The organism is Leclercia sp. J807, assembly GCF_009734465.1.
GTDB lineage: Bacteria > Pseudomonadota > Gammaproteobacteria > Enterobacterales > Enterobacteriaceae > Enterobacter.
In genome coordinates this window covers 2206159-2223401 of sequence record NZ_CP046446.1, presented here as the reverse complement: position 1 = coordinate 2223401, position 17243 = coordinate 2206159, and the positions used below count along the sequence as shown (strand labels likewise).

14 protein-coding genes and 7 pseudogenes are annotated in these 17243 nt (G+C 52.3%); 4 read left to right on the top strand and 17 right to left on the bottom strand.

Features of this window, described 5'->3' with window-relative positions; all coding sequences use genetic code 11:
• Positions 1-278: 278 nt before the first annotated feature.
• From GNG26_RS10750 to GNG26_RS10740, 4 genes and pseudogenes are all read right to left on the bottom strand, one after another.
• Positions 279-602, bottom strand: a complete 324-nt coding sequence (locus tag GNG26_RS10750; RefSeq protein ID WP_156238660.1) for a hypothetical protein — start codon at positions 600-602, stop codon at positions 279-281.
• A 116-nt stretch (positions 603-718) separates the two neighbouring features.
• On the bottom strand, positions 719-853 hold the full coding sequence (locus GNG26_RS22685) for a hypothetical protein (RefSeq protein WP_231604280.1): 135 nt from the start codon (positions 851-853) through the stop codon (positions 719-721).
• A gap of 30 nt (positions 854-883) precedes the next feature.
• The gene (locus GNG26_RS10745; RefSeq protein ID WP_156238659.1) at positions 884-1192 is read right to left on the bottom strand and encodes a hypothetical protein; all 309 of its coding nucleotides are present in this window, start codon (positions 1190-1192) and stop codon (positions 884-886) included.
• Positions 1193-1222: 30 nt separating this feature from the next.
• Positions 1223-1414 (bottom strand): annotated as a pseudogene (locus GNG26_RS10740) (M3 family metallopeptidase); the annotation flags it as partial.
• Positions 1415-1900: 486 nt separating this feature from the next.
• Here GNG26_RS10740 and GNG26_RS10735 point away from each other — a divergent pair.
• Positions 1901-2542, top strand: a complete 642-nt coding sequence (locus GNG26_RS10735; protein ID WP_156238658.1) for an HNH endonuclease — start codon at positions 1901-1903, stop codon at positions 2540-2542.
• A gap of 229 nt (positions 2543-2771) precedes the next feature.
• On the opposite strand, the pseudogene GNG26_RS22510 reads toward GNG26_RS10735, so the two are convergent.
• From GNG26_RS22510 to GNG26_RS10720, 4 pseudogenes are all read right to left on the bottom strand, one after another.
• Positions 2772-2966: pseudogene (locus tag GNG26_RS22510) on the bottom strand (hypothetical protein); the annotation flags it as partial.
• Positions 2955-3208 (bottom strand): annotated as a pseudogene (locus GNG26_RS22825) (DNA-packaging protein); the annotation flags it as partial. The pseudogenes GNG26_RS22510 and GNG26_RS22825, both read right to left, overlap by 12 nt.
• Positions 3195-3634 (bottom strand): annotated as a pseudogene (locus tag GNG26_RS10725) (DUF2280 domain-containing protein). The pseudogenes GNG26_RS22825 and GNG26_RS10725, both read right to left, overlap by 14 nt.
• Before the next feature lie 32 nt (positions 3635-3666).
• A pseudogene (locus tag GNG26_RS10720) lies at positions 3667-4234 on the bottom strand (putative metallopeptidase).
• A 112-nt stretch (positions 4235-4346) separates the two neighbouring features.
• Here GNG26_RS10720 and GNG26_RS10715 point away from each other — a divergent pair.
• The gene (locus GNG26_RS10715; protein ID WP_156238657.1) at positions 4347-4919 is read left to right on the top strand and encodes a hypothetical protein; all 573 of its coding nucleotides are present in this window, start codon (positions 4347-4349) and stop codon (positions 4917-4919) included.
• Here the strand turns inward: GNG26_RS10715 and GNG26_RS10710 are convergent.
• The 4 genes and pseudogenes from GNG26_RS10710 to dcp all read right to left on the bottom strand — a co-directional run bounded on the left by GNG26_RS10710 (position 4894) and on the right by dcp (position 8439).
• Complete coding sequence (locus GNG26_RS10710; RefSeq protein WP_156238656.1) at positions 4894-5148, bottom strand: peptidase; 255 nt, start codon at positions 5146-5148, stop codon at positions 4894-4896. The genes GNG26_RS10715 and GNG26_RS10710 overlap by 26 nt on opposite strands.
• Positions 5033-5424, bottom strand: a pseudogene (locus GNG26_RS22680) (DUF2570 domain-containing protein). Before GNG26_RS22680 ends, GNG26_RS10710 begins: the two are co-directional and overlap by 116 nt.
• Positions 5382-5674 (bottom strand): annotated as a pseudogene (locus tag GNG26_RS10705) (glycoside hydrolase family protein); the annotation flags it as partial. The pseudogenes GNG26_RS22680 and GNG26_RS10705, both read right to left, overlap by 43 nt.
• A gap of 719 nt (positions 5675-6393) precedes the next feature.
• On the bottom strand, positions 6394-8439 hold the full coding sequence (gene dcp, locus GNG26_RS10700) for a peptidyl-dipeptidase Dcp (protein ID WP_156238655.1): 2046 nt from the start codon (positions 8437-8439) through the stop codon (positions 6394-6396).
• A 153-nt stretch (positions 8440-8592) separates the two neighbouring features.
• On the opposite strand from dcp, the gene ydfG reads away from it, so the two are divergent.
• Positions 8593-9339, top strand: a complete 747-nt coding sequence (ydfG, locus tag GNG26_RS10695; RefSeq protein WP_114315029.1) for a bifunctional NADP-dependent 3-hydroxy acid dehydrogenase/3-hydroxypropionate dehydrogenase YdfG — start codon at positions 8593-8595, stop codon at positions 9337-9339.
• 91 nt (positions 9340-9430) lie between these two features.
• Positions 9431-10117 carry a GntR family transcriptional regulator gene (locus GNG26_RS10690; protein WP_103824467.1) on the top strand — a complete coding sequence of 229 codons (687 nt, stop codon included), beginning with the start codon at positions 9431-9433 and terminating at the stop codon, positions 10115-10117.
• 39 nt (positions 10118-10156) lie between these two features.
• Here the strand turns inward: GNG26_RS10690 and GNG26_RS10685 are convergent, their stop codons facing one another.
• From GNG26_RS10685 to rspA, 5 genes are all read right to left on the bottom strand, one after another.
• Positions 10157-11617, bottom strand: coding sequence for a mannitol dehydrogenase family protein (locus tag GNG26_RS10685; protein ID WP_156238654.1), 1461 nt, complete (start codon positions 11615-11617; stop codon positions 10157-10159).
• Between the two features lie 228 nt (positions 11618-11845).
• Positions 11846-13390, bottom strand: coding sequence for an MFS transporter (locus GNG26_RS10680; RefSeq protein ID WP_156238653.1), 1545 nt, complete (start codon positions 13388-13390; stop codon positions 11846-11848).
• Between the two features lie 127 nt (positions 13391-13517).
• A complete protein-coding gene (locus tag GNG26_RS10675; RefSeq protein ID WP_103824470.1) occupies positions 13518-14897 on the bottom strand; it encodes an MFS transporter in 1380 nt (459 codons plus the stop codon).
• Between the two features lie 56 nt (positions 14898-14953).
• Positions 14954-15970: a Zn-dependent oxidoreductase gene (locus GNG26_RS10670; protein ID WP_156238652.1), complete on the bottom strand. Its 1017-nt coding sequence runs from the start codon at positions 15968-15970 to the stop codon at positions 14954-14956.
• A gap of 11 nt (positions 15971-15981) precedes the next feature.
• Positions 15982-17196, bottom strand: a complete 1215-nt coding sequence (gene rspA / locus GNG26_RS10665; protein ID WP_103824472.1) for a starvation-sensing protein RspA — start codon at positions 17194-17196, stop codon at positions 15982-15984.
• Positions 17197-17243: the final 47 nt, after the last annotated feature.

Sequence of the window (17243 nt, the reverse complement as noted above, 5' to 3'; positions counted from 1 at the left end):
CGACAGTGATAATTCATCTTTTGAATCTTTAGCCTTCTGGATGGCTAAATGTCTAAAAAAGATGTCACAGCGCCGGGCTTACGGCAAACGAGAAAAATTCATTGGTGTTGAAAAAAATTCATGTAGCGGCTGAAAGGCAAAAAAAACCGCCAGAGACTGGCGGTAAATGCTTGCATGGATAGATTTGTATTTTGCTATCTACGGACCCGGTATTCCATACCAGGCTGCGGATCGTAAATAAGCTAGCATGGGGAAGATAAATAAAGACTAAACATGCGCTATAGCTGCGGGATATTTGCCCTTTTCTGGCGCATGGAGCGGGATAAAAGCCAAATAAGGGTGCAGGCAACCACCGGCACCAGCCAGTCGAGCAGGCTGGCGACGTTCCAGACCTGCCAGTCAAACCCGCCCCACCACGGCATATTGGCGCGCTTGCCGTGACCAAACAGGGCAATCCAGCGGTATTCAGCCTGGGTCTGTTCCCGGGCGATAAACCACAGCGAACCCAGCGCCCCGCCCGTACCCCACCGATTCCATTTCAGACCGCACAGACACTGGACAAGAAGTGCCGCTAACGCGTGCATAAAAGGGGAAAAATCCATTACGTCTCCTGACCAATATCGTTGCGCATTATTTTCCACTTTAACGTTTTAACTTTAGACAACATAGCTGTGCACGCTTTACATAAAAAAACCGCCCGAAGGCGGTTATTAAATTTTTATAGCGGTCTCCTGGTGATATCAGGGTCATCCTCGACCAGCGGGTCATTCACATCAGGTGTGTCAGGAATGTCATCATCAGGAAGCGTTTCATCATCAGGAAGAGGATCAACGTAATCTGGACGATCAGTCATAAAACCTCCGTCAAACTTAGTTATGAGAGTCTACCTGGCTTTACCCGGTTTCTGTTTGGATTGGTCGTCTTTGGGGTTCTTTTGTGACTGCTTAGACTGATCTTTGTTCGAACCTTGCTCGTTGGATTTCATTTTGAACTCCTGTTGGCATATGCGGCAAATCGCCACCTTTAAAATATAAGGCATGCTTATGGTTATATCGAGCGAGGCGGGAGGATAAACAAGAGGTTCAACTGAGCTGGCAGATGCATCTTTCAGGTGAAAAAACTGGGCATTGCGCCCGGTTCTGTTTTCAGTCTGAAAAAGCCCTTCCGCACTCAAGCCGCGATTCACCAGCATCGGTTCAATCTGCGGATCGTGCCCACGCCACTAACGATAAAGTTCAGCTAAATCAGTGCTGTTTCCGCGGTACAAAATCACCTCGCGGAATTTTTGCCCGTTTTTGCGGGTTAATCCGCCCTCTTTCTCGAACCATTAATAGCTGTAGTCGGCCAGCACTTGCGTCCATAGATAGGCGTAATAGCTGGCTGCGTAGCCGCCACCGAAGATATGGACGAAGAATACTATCTAAATGGCATTTTTATTATTCATAACAAAAATTTAGATTGCAACCGAAGTGCTGATTTCATCATTTTAAATACTAATACAGCACCATGCTATTCAGTAGGTTGCATATCATTTTGGGGAACAATCTCGCTCAAGAATGCCACATCACCCACTAAAAATGCTTGTATGGCGTACAATTAATAGCTAAAAGAGGCTTAATACGGCACAATACGAAATCTTTGCGCAGCTCCCTTCAGAAAATATGTCTGCCGCTTTACCGACACATCCATCCTGGCAATATCACTACCGATCCGTTGTAAGGCCTAAGGTGCGTACCGCTTTTTATAACAATGGGCGCTATGTACGGGTAACAAACGCTACACATTGTCTTCATTTTGTACAGTAGTAACGGTACAATCAATGTATCTTCAGGTAAGCATGAAATTTGCACGGAAGAAGTAACATTTTTTAATCAAAATAGCAAAACATCTTAAGGGCATTATGGTTGATCGTGAATTTGATTATATAGATTTCTTGGTATCTACTGGTCTGCAACGCCAAAGCGCTAACAGTTATAGACGTTATTTACTGTCTGTATCAAGCTATCTCAATATAAATATAAACAGAATAACAATCTCCTCTAATGAGGACGTCATTAATATCATCAATAGATTATCAGGAGGTTATTATGCGGATAGTTACGTAAGTAACTGTGGCACAGCCTTAAGACGTTACCTTGTATTTATTAATAGTAATATAGACGACTTTTATTATCCAGAAGAAATACTTAATAGCTCAGAATATATTGAAGGTGCGAAAAAACAAGTAATCGTAAACTCATATGAACGTGACCGAGACGCAAGGAATAAAGCAATTGAAATCCACGGATTAAATTGTTCTGTCTGCGATATGAACTTTGAAGAGACTTATGGCGAAATAGGCGTTGGCTTCATACATGTACATCACTTGAAACCGCTGCATGAAATAAATGAAGAATATAGCGTGGATCCTGAGAAAGATTTGATTACTGTATGTCCTAACTGTCATGCCATGCTTCATAGATTAAAAAATCAGCCATCAAAAAAACAACTTAAAAATTTAATAAAGAAAAAAAACAATCTAACTTTAGATCTTCGCTTGTAAAGCAATACTAAACCTCATAACAGAAGACCGCCTGATCATCTTTCTAAAATGATCAGGTGCTTACCGCTTCTTATACCGGAATATCATCAGCGTCTGTGTTATTGATGAATAAAATCATCCGACCAAGAACATTCACTTATTCAGCAGCCTCGCCCTCAATATCTTAGGTCAGCTCCGCCAGTTCCTGCGGTGTCATGTCGTAGATGAACTTCCCGCCGTTGACCAGTTAGAGCCTCGGATCTCCGCCGTTGATGTGACACAGCAAGTGCCATGTGTGGCTGTTAACCTCCCGTTCCTGCCCGGTCAGGCGCAGGTCGAACAGGGCCTTGATCGGGCGCTTAGTGCCAAGATACCGCTCTTCGATATCCCGACCTGCTTTGCCGAGCGCGTCGGGTAAACCTTGCTGCGAGGAACTAAGCGCCACCTCTTGTCCCATCATATTGATAGTCGCCAGCTCCATTTCGTGTAGCCAGGCGAAACGTTGATGATCTGGCGCGTAATATCGCCATCAATAACGCGGTCCAGCGTTTGCTAAATTACCTTGTGATAAGGCGTGACAATCATCTTGCCGCCGGTGCGCTACAAGAATAAGTAGCTCGCGTAATACAGATCTTCCTCTTCATATTCTACTCTGCGGGCAAATGTCTTTTGCTCAGCAGTCGTCATCCTCAATCATTTCTTGCCGTGCTGACTTATATTCGTCCTTGCGATGGCACCACCATTGGGGCAGGAATGCTCGAACTTCTGCCTGTTGGTGTAAGCGTCGACGCACTCTTTGGCGGCCTGCTCAATAATATCCACAGTTAAAAAGATGCTTTAATTCCCTTAGCACGCGCAGCCGGTACGCCTTTTTGGCGATCAGGATATCTCAGATTTCCCTCTGGGATCATTCGCGGTTGGCGTTGAACATGTACACCCATTTTGCGCCAGTCTTTTGACGTTTGCTTTAGTCGGATCGGGAGATTTGACCTGCTGACGTGGCATCGCCAGGCCAAATTCCTTTTTGACCGACTCAACCAATTGAGATGGGTTATCAAAGCAAGCAAGAGACTGAACGATGAAGACTTTGACCTCAATTTTCAGTGCCGCCATAAATAACCTTCCTGTCAGAATCAGTCATAAAGTTAAGCCATTTTCAGCATGCACGTTCCGAATGATCTGACGATATCGAGGTGAACCACTTCCACTGGTGCATTAATAGCGCCCACCAGCTCCTGCTCTTCTTTGCTGGCATCATACCGGGGTTTTTGGCGCGCCGAAATCATCGTTAGCTTGGGTGATGTGGTAAAGCTCATGTTCTACCAGCTCGCAGAATTCGAGATCACAGCACCGGGAGCAGTAATCAGCAGCCAGCGTGATGATGTACTTCGGGATTCGCCCGAACCATTCATGCATCTGCTCTTCCATCCGGGCCTTTTGCCATCCTCCAGCACGCAGCATTACCTATTCAGCCAGGGCGAGCACATAGTGCCTTTTCTTCGCGAACGAGTCTGATGCCCCCATGAAGCAGAAATCAGCATCAATCAGATGCGAATGTTCTAGGTTGTGGATGCTGCCGGCATCGCTGAGGTTTTGGCGGTTTACCCGCTCATGAACTTCGTTGGCGGGTATCATTATGGTGTAAGGTTGCCAATTCTCGGCGCTGATGAAGTAAACCGGCGGATATGGCCTGCGCTCGTCATCGTCTAGCATGATTTCCTCTTAAAGCATTTTGAAGTCTTATCACGCTTCGTTGGTTGTACCAGTGTCCCATTAAGACACATAATGCACGTAACATTCATTAAGTTGAAAATGGGGAGTTAAAATGAACCCGACTGTATTTCGAGACATATTTGACAGCGATACTGTTGTGCAAGCCATGATCTCTACATCAGAGTCTGAAGATGATCTTGGTTGTTTCCTTCGACTTCACTTGATATCAGAAACCTATCTTGAGGCTTTTATTTCGTCATCTTTAAACATCAGTGATTTATTTGCCGAGTCTCCACCTGATGGCATTGCTCTTCAAATGAACTATGCATCCAAAGCTCAGCTAGCATTAAAGCTAGGCCTGAATAAGAGTGGATTTAAGGCGTTTATGTTACTCAATAAAACCAGGAACAAAGCCGCCCATAATATGGGAGCTGAATTAATCACCAAAGATTTATTAAACAATCTAAAAAACTATGCGCACAGTATCGGCAAGCGAAAACCAAATGAGCTAAAAGATCATGTAGCTCGATTTTACAATGATGATGGAACGCTAAGGGCTGATTATAAATTTGATTCTGAGCTAACACCTGCGCGAGTTAAGCTAATGATCATTCTTGCTGCTGTTTTTACTTGGGTTGCTCAAGAAGCAAATATTCTAATTATTTCACCCTCTCATTCTCAATAGCACGGATATTCGCCTTATCTCTATTGCACTGCCCCAGCGAAGATAGCAGGCTGACATTCAGATCCAGACTATCTTCGTAAGGCAGCGGATCGGGAATGACTGGCTGTGACATCTCAGCTATCAGGCTTGCCGGGAGCGGCACCACCAGAACTTTCACGTAAACTATCCGCGAATTGCCGCAGCCGGTTAGCAGCTGCAGGAGATACAGGCTGACGAGCGCAATCATCATTCGCAATAGTCACTTTGATATCTGCTTGGGATCCCTGTGAATACAGTGTGATCTGGTTCTGTGAATCTTAGTTAGCCCTTGATATGTCGTTGATGATGTTCACGGCCTGAATAACGTTGGTAGTAATGGTCTCAGCGGTACTGGCGTTCTGCTCTGCAGTATCATCCCGCGACCGTTCCGCCTGGTACTTATCGTGATAGTGACTGGCAGACCAGATGAGGCGCTGACAATAGCTAGTAGGAACGCAGCGATGACAGCTTTATAGCTAAAGCCCATGACTTGAGCTCAGCAACGAAACCACCAGCCTGTTTGATTTTCTTCAGGAGGTTTTCAATCTTGTGTTCGTGCTGGCGGGCAACGAAGCCTTAATGTTGCTGTAGCGGTCAATGGCCTGGCGAATGCTGCCATTATCGATCAGCTCCAACGCGCGTCGTTCTTTAATCTGCTGCAGAGCCACTGCATCCTGACTGGCAGGAGAAAAATCTTTCAGACCAAGCTGTTTGCGGAATGCATTCCAATAGCGCGCCGGAGAATATCGAAACGATGACCTGCAGCATTAGAACTACCCAGTTGAACTTTTCACTCCTGATGACCCCGTTCGCGTAAATGGCGATGGCTCCAAGCGTTGTCATTGCGAGCGCGACCTGCATCGAAAGCAGTTACTGTTGTTCTTTCCATGGCATAGGCATATTTCTTACCTCCAAACGTTGTCAAGGCGCTGTATTGGAGCGGTGGGCTCTCGGCATGAATTAACGACGAGACACAGTGATAGTGATTCCCGGAACCCGGAATAAAAAAGGCAGGTTCTGGTCTGCCAATCGATGGGTTCTGCGTTGCGCTATGCGCTTATAGTCCCAGGTATGGGGATATCAGATGCGAAAAAACCCCGGCTAAATGCCGAGGCTTAACGTGGTTGGCCTGACCTCGCGGATAATTCCAACTTACCGCCGTCCATTGGCGACGAGGCCAGTGGCGCGGGATGTTATAGATAACAGGTAATTGGAAATTAGCTCTTAGTGCTGATATCGGGGGTGGTAATGGACCACTGTTTACTTCTGCCTCACCGTTGTCGCAAATATCATCGCCCTGCGTCAGATGCCAGATACAAGTAATGATTTGACCGTTGGTATAATAGTCGCCAGCGGGTCAATATCGTGGGCTATCGCGAATCATAACGACGACTGGGTGTAAGTGGACAAAAAACCGGGCATCACGCCCGGTTCTGTTGCCAGCCTGAAAATGCCCTTACGCGCTCAATCCGCGGTTCACCAGCATCGGCTCAATCTTTGGATCGTGCCCGCGCCACTGACGATAAAGTTCAGCTAAATCAGTGCTGTTCCCGCGCGACAAAATCGCCTCACGGAATTTTTGGCCGTTCTCGCGGGTCAGCCCGCCTTCTTCCACAAACCACTGATAGCCGTCGTCGGCCAGCATTTGGGTCCACAGATAGGCGTAATAGCCTGCTGCGTAACCGCCACCGAAGATATGGGCGAAGTAGCTGCTGCGATAGCGCGGTGGTACGGCAGGGAGATGCAGCTGTTCGCGTTCCAGCGCCGCGGCTTCGAACGCCTCTACGTTTACTGGGGCTTCGCTGGCGGTTATTCCGTGCCAGTTCATGTCCAGCAGTGCGGCGCTGAGCAGCTCGGTCATGTCATAGCCTTTATTAAACTGGGTGGCACTGAGCATTTTCTCGCGCAGCGCGTCGGGCATCGGCTCCCCGGTTTCGTAATGGCGGGCATAATGGGCAAAGACCTCGGGATGGCTGGCCCAGTGCTCGTTGATTTGTGACGGGAATTCCACGAAATCCCGCGGCGTGTTGGTGCCAGAGAGCGTGGCGTAACGCTGGCTGGCAAACAGGCCGTGCAGAGTATGGCCAAATTCGTGGAACAGGGTGATCACATCATCCCACGAGATTAGCGCTGGCTGGCCTTCAGCCGGTATTTGATAGTTGCAGACGTTGTAGATCACCGGCCGCGTCCCGGCTTCATGGGATTGCTCGATAAAGTTACCCATCCACGCTCCACCGCCTTTCGAGTCGCGGGCGAAGAAGTCACCGTAAAAGAGCGCCATCCCTTCTCCGTGGTGATCGAAAATCTCCCAGACTCGCACATCAGGGTGGTAGACAGGGATATCCTTGCACTCGGCAAACGTAATGCCGAAAAGCTGAGTCGCCGCCCAGAAGACGCCGTCGGTCAGCACCCTGTCGAGAGCAAAATAGGGTTTAACCTGTGATTCATCCAGAGCGTACTTCGCCAGACGCACGCGTTCAGCATAGAAGGCCCAGTCCCAGGCCTGAACCTGAAAATGGCCCTGCTCTTCATCGATCACTTTCTGAATGTCAGCCTGCTCCTGCAGGGCGCGACCGCGCGCAGCAGGAACGATACCCCGCATAAACTGCAGCGCAGCGTCGGGGGTTTTCGCCATCTGATCGGCAATTTTCCAGCTGGCGTAGCTGTCATAGCCCAGCAGTTCAGCCTGACGCGCCCGGAGCGCCACCAGACGTGCGACCACCCCGCGGGTATCGTTGGCATCGTTTTTTTGCGTGCGCAGCCAGCCCGCGTTGAAGAGGTTTTCCCTTGTATGACGATCGCGTAGCTGTTGCAGGGCCGGCTGTTGCGTGGTGTTCAGCAGCGGAATGAGCCAGCGATCGCTGAGTCCCTTCTCCGCTGCGGCCTCGGCAGCCGCGGCCTGTTCCGCCGGGCTCAGGCCATCCAGTTGATGCTGATAATCCACCACCAGCCCGCCCGCCTTGTCTGCCGCCAGCAGGCGCTGATTAAACTGGCTGGTTAGCGCGGCGGATTCGGTATTGAGCGCTTTCAGCGCCTGCTTTTCCGCCTCCCCCAGCCGGGCCCCAGCCAGAATAAAGCGCTGATGCAACTCTTCAATCAGCCGCAGGGACTCGGCATCCGGCGCCATCGTCTGGCGGTCATTGTAGATGGCGTCCACCCGGGCGAAGAGCGCGTCATTCAGCCAGATATCGTTAGAAAGCGCCGCCAGTTCGGTGGAAATCGCCTCTTCCAGCTGCTGCAGGTAATCATTGGTGTGCGCCGAGGTCATGGCGAAGAAGACGTTGCTCACCCGGCTCAGCAGCTCGCCGCTTTTCTCCAGCGCCAGGACGGTATTGGCAAAATCAGGCGCATCCGCGGAGCCAGTTATCGCCGCGATCTCCTTGCGCTTCTGGCGAATGGCTTCGTCAAAGGCCGGACGATAATGTTCGTCGCGGATCAAATCAAAATGCGGTGCCTGGTACGGCAGCGTGCTGCTTGTGAAAAACGGGTTGGTGCCAGACATATCAGACTCCTGAATACGGTAAATTTCACCAGAGTAGGCCAGCCCGGCAGCCACTGCAATCTCTGTCACCTGAAGGGGCTAAAAAGTCGCCTTACTCTGCGTCAGATCACATGCTATGGTAGTACTACACAAAAAGCGTTGAGGAACAGTGACATGATTATTTTAGTTACCGGGGCGACAGCTGGATTTGGTGAAAGCATTACGCGTCGCTTCGTCGCAAACGGCCATAAAGTGATTGCCACAGGCCGCCGTCAGGAGCGTCTGCAGGAGCTGAAAGAGGAGCTTGGCGACAGCATTCTGACCGCCCAACTGGACGTGCGTAACCGCGCATCCATTGAAGAGATGATTGCCAATCTGCCAGCAGAATGGCGTGACATCGACGTGCTGGTCAACAACGCCGGGCTGGCGCTGGGTCTTGAGCCCGCACACAAAGCCAGTGTGGAAGACTGGGAAACGATGATCGACACCAACAACAAAGGCCTGGTCTATATGACCCGCGCCGTGCTGCCCGGCATGGTGGAGCGCAACCGCGGTCATGTGATCAATATCGGCTCGACCGCCGGTAGCTGGCCCTATGCCGGCGGTAACGTCTATGGCGCGACCAAAGCCTTTGTACGCCAGTTCAGCCTGAACCTGCGCACCGATCTGCACGGCACCGCTATCCGCGTAACGGATATCGAGCCGGGTCTGGTGGGCGGTACGGAGTTCTCCAATGTTCGCTTTAAGGGCGATGATGCGAAAGCGGACAAAACTTATGAGAACACCACTGCGCTGACCCCGGATGATGTCACCGAAGCCGTATGGTGGGTAGCCACGCTGCCCAAGCACGTCAACATCAACACCGTTGAGATGATGCCGGTGACGCAGAGCTTTGCTGGCCTGAGCGTCCATCGCGGATGATCTTTCCCCGCCCGGCCTGCGGGCCGGGTCTGGGATACCGGGTAAAAGAATGGTAGTATTTCCGGGTTAACCCTCTGAGAAATCACATCGAATGGCCGCTGAATCGCAACTTAATCCGACACAACCCGTAAATCAGCAAATTTATCGTATTTTGCGCAGTGACATCGTGCATTGTCTGATCCCGCCGGGAACCCCTTTATCAGAAAAAGAGGTGTCGGTGCGTTTTGATGTCTCCCGGCAGCCGGTTCGCGAAGCCTTTATCAAGCTGGCGGAAAATGGCCTGATTCAGATCCGCCCCCAGCGCGGCAGTTACGTCAATAAGATCTCCCTCAGTCAGGTGCAAAACGGCTGTTTTGTCCGCCAGGCCATCGAGTGCGCCGTCGTCCGTCGCGCGGCAAGCCTGGTCGACGATCATCAGTGCTATCAGCTGGAGCAGAATCTGCATCAGCAGCGTATCGCCATTGAACGTAAACAGCTGAATGACTTCTTCCTGCTCGACGACGAATTTCATCAGAAGCTGGCGCAAATTGCTGGCTGTCAGCTGGCGTGGGATACCATTGAGAACATCAAGGCGACCATGGACCGGGTGCGTTACATGAGCCTTAATCACGTATCGCCGCCAGAGATGCTGCTGCGCCAGCATCTGGATATTTTCCATGCCCTGGAAAAGCGTGACGCCGATGCGGTAGAAAAAGCGATGACCTTGCATCTGCAGGAAATTGGCGAGTCAGTGCAGTTAATTCGTCAGGAAAATAGTGACTGGTTTAGCGAAGAGTAGCCAAAATGAATGCCGCCATGGCGGCGGCATTCGGCAGAATTAACCCGCGATATAGTGGGCCACCGCGGCTTTCGCCCCCTTCTCCAGCAAGATTTGATACGCCGCGGTTACCGCCTCGACAAAGGTCGCATCCTGCGGCAGTTCCTTACCAAAGATCGCCTCGATACCCATCAGCGCCTTCACACGGGATGCCCCTTCAGCGCTACCGTTTACCGCCGACTGGATCACCGACAGCAGTGGATCGCATACCTCGATGGCCTCGCCGCGCTCATCCACACCGCCGACATAGCGCATCCAGCCCGCAATACCCAGCGCCAGTAGCGGGAATGGCTTCTGGTGCACACGGTGCCAGCGCACGGAGTCGAGCATACGCTGCGGCAGCTTCTGACTGCCATCCATCGCGATCTGCCAGGTCCGGTGGCGCAGCGCCGGGTTACTATAACGGTCGATCAGCAGATCGGCATAACGCCCCAGATCCACACCAGTCACTTTCAGCGTCGGCGCCTGCTCGTTTAACATCAGCCTATGGGCGGCGCGCTTGTAGTTCGCGTCTTCCATACAGTCGTTGATGTGTTGATAACCTGCCAGATACCCCAGATACGCCAGGAACGAGTGGCTGCCGTTCAGCATGCGCAGCTTCATCTCTTCAAACGGAATAACATCCGCCACCAGCTCGGCTCCGGCTTTTTCCCACGCCGGACGACCCGCAACAAAGTTGTCTTCAATCACCCACTGGCGGAACGGCTCACAGGCCACACCCGCCGGATCGCGCACGCCGGTAATCTCTTCGATTTTGTTCAGCGTGTCGGCAGTCACGGCAGGCACAATACGGTCGACCATGGTTGAAGGGAAAGTGACGTTGGCTTCAATCCACTCCGCCAGCTCAGCGTTGACCGCGCGGGCATAGGCGCAGGTAACGTTGCGCATGACGTGGCCGTTCTCCGGCATATTGTCGCAGGACATCACGGTGAAGGCTGGCAGCCCGGCGTTTTTACGTCGCGCCAGCGCTTCCACCACCACGCCTACAGCGGAAACAGGCTGATGAGGATTCTGTAGATCGGCGGCGATCATTGGATGATCCAGCATCAGTTGCCCGGTCGCCGGGGCGTGGCAATACCCTTTTTCGGTGATGGTTAATGAGACGATCGCCACCTGCGGTTCACACAGGGCGGACAGCACCGCTTCAAGACCATCCACCTGCGCATGCAGCGCCTTTTTGACCACGCCAACGACCCGCGCTGTCCATGCATCCGCGGACATTTCAGCAACGGTGTAGAGATTATCCTGGGCTTTCAGATCGGCTATCTGCTGCTCACCGCCGATCAGATTGACTTCGCAATAGCCCCAGTCACTGCCGTGTTCGGCGGCGAGGATATCGCTATAGACCGCCTGATGCGCGCGGTGGAAGGCACCAAACCCCAGGTGCACGATGCGTGATTGCAGGTTATCCCGGTTGTAGTGAGGAATCGTAGCTTGCGCCTGTAATAACGGATTATTCATGATAGTACTCGTTAATGTGATTAAGCGATGAATCCGGGCCGGCTTGACTCCCTGACCCGGCTTACTAACCCAACTAGAATGGTAGGTGGCATAAAAAATTCTCTGCCGTTAACCATACTGATTGTTGATACGTCGATATTGATTTACGTTAACTTTTCACCATCTGGTGTGACACCAATACAAAGTTGTGTGACAAAATTCGCTATAAACCGCAAGGTTGTGAACCACTCAACCCACGGTTGTGGCTCTCTCTTTTGGCATCACTGATGCTGGAGTCGCTTCCATCCAGAGGCTGTCATAGTCATGGCCCGTCAGATCTTCCACGATACGTCGAACATCAGGATCAACCGCCGTTTTGGCGCCGTTGGCGCGAAGGCGTTCGACCTCTTCCACGAAGATCTGGTGAGTCTGTTTATTCAGACGGAACGTCAGCGCCTGCCAGAGGGCCAGCATCAGCAGCCCGGCGGTACCGATAAACATCAGCATGGCGATCGTATGAATCGCTTCCGGCGGCTGAACCTGGCTCCCCTTCACGAAACCGCCGCTTTGCAGCAGCAAGCCGACCACAAAGGTGGCGATGGCCACAGTGGTTTTACGGGAGAAAGTCATGACGGCAGCGAACAGCCCTTCCCGGCGCTGGCGGCTGACCATTTCGTCAATATCAGGAATGAACGGGAACACGTTCCACGGGGTGAACTCCAGCACACAGCGGCCCACCTGATAGAGTCCGGCGAGGATGAAGAGCGTGGCAACGGTATTCAGCGATGGGATCTGATAGACCGCCAGGAAACCAGCCAGACAGAGCATCATCAGGGCATAGGCGAAGACATAGAGCCGGGCCGGACCATATTTGATGATCCCAAGCCCTGCAATAAGCGTTACCGGCAGGCCCACGATACTCATCGACAGCAGACTTCCCGCCAGCGATGACGAGACGTTAAGGCAGTAGACGCAGAAGAAGACGAACACGGTGTTATAGACATCTTTGCCGGTAAACGACAGGAGATAAATCGCCAGATGCTTTCTGAAGGCGCGGATTTTCAGCGTCGAGGCGTAGGATTTAAACAGATCGATAATGGCGCGCAGTTTGTCAGACAGGCTGCCAGGCATAGCTGACTTTTCCAGTTCCGCCTGCATCTGCGGGGTGAGCTCCCGCTCCCATGTTACTTTCCATGAGATAAAGACGCAGAACATAAACAGCACGGCGAAAATCACGCCATTGATCAGATAGGCGCTGGCGTTCTGCTCGCCAAAATAGCCAATCAGCAGCCCAGGAATAAAGGTCGCCAGAAAGGTGCCGGACGCCGACATAAACATCCGACAGGTTGAGAGTTTGGTGCGGCCATTAAACTCTTTGGTCATTTCGGAAGGCAAGGTTTCCCAAGGGATAAGGACCATTGCGGCGATGATCTCAAAGGCGAGATAGACCGCCAGATAAAAGGCGTAACTCATGCCATCGAGCCACAGTAAGGCATAGACCAGCATCAACGGCGCGCCAATCAGCAGGAAAAAACGCCGACGGCCAAATTTCTTGCCAAAATAGTTTTTATAAAAGTGGTCCGTTAAGCTGCCCATAAATAAACTGACCACCGCATCAACAATACGGGCAATGGCGACGATCGAGGCCGCTTCAATCGGCGATAAGCCAACAAAGGTGGTGTAGAAAAATAACAGCCATGCGCCAATTACGGTAAACGCGCCGCCACCCATAATATCGGTCAGGCCATATCCAATACTCACCGGAATGGTGACGTTTTTCTTTGCACGAGACATACAGTTTCCTTACCTGAAAAAAAACCAGTTAATTCCCGATGCTTCTGTGAAGTTTTTATTTATTAGCGTTGATTATCGAGAGGCATAAAAAAAGACTCCCCTGCGTTTACAGAGGAGTCATCAGTCATTACGAGATGGCGCGATGTTTACCGTGAATCTTTAGCGCGGCAGCTTTATCGTCTGCAGCATCTTCCAGCGTGCTCAGATCGCGGTCACATACCTCTGGCATCAGCAGGGCTGAGATCAGGCCGATGAAGGAGTAAACCACCACCATCGCCACGATTGGCCACCAGGAGCCGGTCATGTTGCAGAAAATCCCTGCCAGTACCGGACCAAAACCAACCGCAATCAGACCACCCGCCTCTTTTGAAATTGCCATCCGGGTGAAACGGTTACGGGAACCAAACATCTCGGCCATGGTGATGTTTTCCAGGGCGAACAGTCCCAGCACCGCGAAGTTATGGATAACAATAATCGAAGTCATGATCACGCCAGGGCTGTACGACTTGTCGACAATAATCGACAGCATCGGGTAGGCCAGAATAATGGCGGAAAGGCTCAGCAGAATGTAAGGCAGACGACGACCATATTTATCGGACAACCAGCCCAACAGCGGGATAGTAATAAAGCCGAGAATAGAGCTGATCATCAGGGCGTCGGTCGGAATAGCCTTATCAAACAGCAGCGTCTGGACCAGATACCCGGCGAGGAACGTCTGGATCAGGCCGGAGTTACCCGCCTGGCCGAAGCGCAGACCGGTCGCCAGCCAGAAGGATTTGCTTTTCAGCATCCCACCCAGGGTATTTTCTTCAACCGCAGCCTGAACAGGCGCATCGTCGGTATTAACCTGCTCAAATACCGGGCTCTCCTTGAGGTTCATACGCAGCCAGATGGCAAAGATCATCACCACCACGCTTGCCAGGAACGGCACACGCCATCCCCAGGCCAGCAGCTGTTCGCGGTCGAGGGCAAAGAACATCACTGCCCAGATCGCCGTGGCGCTCAGGGTGCCGCAGTTAGTGCCCATCGCCACCAGTGAAGAGATGATGCCGCGTTTCCCTTTCGGCGCATATTCCGCCAGCATCGTGCCCGCACCGGAGATCTCCGCCCCTGCGCCCAGCCCCTGGATAATACGCAGCGTCACCAGCAGCACCGGCGCGAAAATGCCAATTTGTGCATAGGTCGGCAGCACACCAATCAGGGTGGTGCAGATCCCCATCATGGTGATGGTGATAAACAGTACCTTCTTGCGTCCGACGCGGTCACCCATTTTGCCGAAGACAAAGGCGCCAACGATACGGGCAATATAGCCCGCCCCATAGGTACCCATCGCCAGAATCAGCGCCATCGCCGCCGACTGTTCCGGGAAGAAGATTTCGTGAAAGACTAATGCCGCGCCCAGCGAATAAAGCTGGAAGTCCATGAACTCTAACGCGGTACCCAGCCAACCGGATACGGCGGCTTTTATCAGGTCAGATGTGGATCTTTCATGTTGTAGTTGAGTCATATTGGCTATCTCGAAAGGGTAAGATGCGTACCGCTAAACCGCATTCAGTATTATTATTAAGAGAACGTCAGTAATACCTTGCAGCACTGCCGCTGGTCTTTCTCAAACAGTTCAATAGCGTCTTTAACGTCTTGATACTCAAAACGATGAGTAATCAGTTTGTCAGGGTCGATAAGCCCTTTCTCCAGCCAGTCGATGACCACCGGGAATTTATTGGCGTTCAGACGTGACGAGAAAATGGAAAGCTCTTTACCGGTGATCCCCTGCTGCGCAACCTGGCTCGGTTCGCTGGAGAAGCCCATGAGCACAATGCGTGCGCCCGGCGAAGCCAGATTGACCGCTTCCTGCAAAATAGAAGGGTGACAGGCCGCATCAATAATCAGCGTCGGTTTGACGCCCTTCTCTTCCAGCACCGCCTGCAGAGACTGATTGCCATTGTTGATGACCCAGTCCGCCCCGCTGCGCTGGGCCATCGCCAGACGCTCGTCGATGCGATCGACCACAATGACCTGTTTCACCTTGTAGACGCCCTTCAGCGCCTGGACGGTGACCAGCCCCATCGGGCCGGCGCCGTAAATGAGCGCCACATCCTGCTCTGTCGGGCTGGCGTGGCCGGTGACGTTGGCCGCGATGGTGAATGGCTCAACCATCACCGCATGTTCATCGCTGACGGCATCCGGAATGATCCAGGCATTTTTTGCGGGTACCACGGCGTATTCGCTGAAGCCGCCGTCGCGATGCACGCCCAGCACCACCAGCGAGGTGCAGACGTTCGGTTTGCCGACCGAGCACGGGTAGCAGTGGCCGCAGCTGATCACCGGGTCAACCGAGACGCGCTGGCCGAGGCGTGCGGTGTCGACGCCCTCGCCGACGGCATCAATGACGCCAAAGAACTCATGGCCGATCACACGGGGATATTTGGCGAACGGGTTGTGGCCGCGATAGATATGGCTGTCGGAACCGCAGATCCCGGCCAGCTTCACTTTGACGCGCACTTCGCCTGGTGCAGGCGCGGGTAGCGAACGCTCTTCGATCACCAGCGAATTCGGTTGTTGAATAACGATACTTTTCATTTTTTGCTCCTTTACCAGTTCCACAGCGTGCCGTCTTCGAGACGTGCAACAGGCAGGTAAGCGGGATCGTAGGGATATTTCGCCGCCAGTTTTTCATCAAACTCGATGCCCAGGCCCGGCTTATCGCCCGGATGCATGTAGCCATCTTCAAAGGTCCAGTTGATGTTGAAGACCTCCAGCATCTGCTCGGAATAGCCCATGTACTCCTGTACACCAAAGTTTGGTACCCACAGGTCGAAGTGCAGCGCAGCCGCGTGGCAAACTGGCGACAGATCCGACGGGCCGTGTGAGCCGGTGCGTACCTGGTAGAGAGAGGCGAAATCGGCGATCCGACGCATTCCGGTAATGCCGCCCGCGTGGGTGATGGTGGTGCGGATGTAGTCGATCAGCTGCTCTTCGATCAGCTGTTTGCAATCCCAGATGCTGTTGAACACCTCGCCCACCGCAATCGGGGTGACGGTGTGCTGACGGATCAGGCGGAAGCACTCCTGGTTCTCTGCCGGGGTCGGGTCTTCCATCCAGAACATGCGGTACTGCTCAATGCTCTTACCGAAACGCGCGGCTTCGATCGGCGTCAGGCGGTGGTGCATGTCGTGCAGCAGGTGTTCATTAAAACCAAATTTGTTACGCACGGCGTCAAACAGTTTTGGCGTAAAATCGAGGTACTTTTCCGTTGACCAGAGCTGCTCTTCCGGCCAGTTGCCTTTGGTGGCAGGCTCATAGGCCAGCCCTTTCCCTTTAGACATGCCGTAGGTGGTTTTCATTCCCGGCACACCGCACTGTACGCGGATGGCCTTGAATCCCATCTCTTTATGGCGGGCGTAATCTTCCAGCACATCGTCAATGGTGTGACCGGTGGTGTGGCAATAGACCATCACCCCTTCACGGGAGGCGCCACCCAGCAGCTGATACAGCGGCATGTTGGCGGCTTTGGCTTTGATGTCCCACAACGCCATGTCGATAGCGGAAATCGCCGACATGGTGACCGGACCGCGACGCCAGTACGCGCCTTTATAGAAGAACTGCCAGATATCTTCGATACGGTGGGCATCACGGCCAATCAGCTGCGGGCAGAGATGATCTTTCAGGTATGACGCGACGGAAAGCTCGCGGCCATTAAGGGTGGCGTCACCCAGGCCGACAATTCCCTCGTCGGTAGTGATTTTCAGTGTGACAAAGTTACGCCCTGGACAGGTGACAAATACTTCAGCCCCTACAATCTTCATTTTCCGGTTCCTTACATCTTTTACTGTGATGCCGGAAATCTACGCAA

Coding starts and splice junctions, on each gene's coding strand:
- GNG26_RS10750 (WP_156238660.1), bottom strand. CDS start 602: ATGGATTTTTCCCCTTTTATGCACGCGTTAGCGGCACTTCTTGTCCAG.
- GNG26_RS22685 (WP_231604280.1), bottom strand. CDS start 853: ATGACTGATCGTCCAGATTACGTTGATCCTCTTCCTGATGATGAAACG.
- GNG26_RS10745 (WP_156238659.1), bottom strand. CDS start 1,192: ATGCTGGTGAATCGCGGCTTGAGTGCGGAAGGGCTTTTTCAGACTGAA.
- GNG26_RS10735 (WP_156238658.1), top strand. CDS start 1,901: ATGGTTGATCGTGAATTTGATTATATAGATTTCTTGGTATCTACTGGT.
- GNG26_RS10715 (WP_156238657.1), top strand. CDS start 4,347: ATGAACCCGACTGTATTTCGAGACATATTTGACAGCGATACTGTTGTG.
- GNG26_RS10710 (WP_156238656.1), bottom strand. CDS start 5,148: ATGATGATTGCGCTCGTCAGCCTGTATCTCCTGCAGCTGCTAACCGGC.
- dcp (WP_156238655.1), bottom strand. CDS start 8,439: ATGTCTGGCACCAACCCGTTTTTCACAAGCAGCACGCTGCCGTACCAG.
- ydfG (WP_114315029.1), top strand. CDS start 8,593: ATGATTATTTTAGTTACCGGGGCGACAGCTGGATTTGGTGAAAGCATT.
- GNG26_RS10690 (WP_103824467.1), top strand. CDS start 9,431: ATGGCCGCTGAATCGCAACTTAATCCGACACAACCCGTAAATCAGCAA.
- GNG26_RS10685 (WP_156238654.1), bottom strand. CDS start 11,617: ATGAATAATCCGTTATTACAGGCGCAAGCTACGATTCCTCACTACAAC.
- GNG26_RS10680 (WP_156238653.1), bottom strand. CDS start 13,390: ATGTCTCGTGCAAAGAAAAACGTCACCATTCCGGTGAGTATTGGATAT.
- GNG26_RS10675 (WP_103824470.1), bottom strand. CDS start 14,897: ATGACTCAACTACAACATGAAAGATCCACATCTGACCTGATAAAAGCC.
- GNG26_RS10670 (WP_156238652.1), bottom strand. CDS start 15,970: ATGAAAAGTATCGTTATTCAACAACCGAATTCGCTGGTGATCGAAGAG.
- rspA (WP_103824472.1), bottom strand. CDS start 17,196: ATGAAGATTGTAGGGGCTGAAGTATTTGTCACCTGTCCAGGGCGTAAC.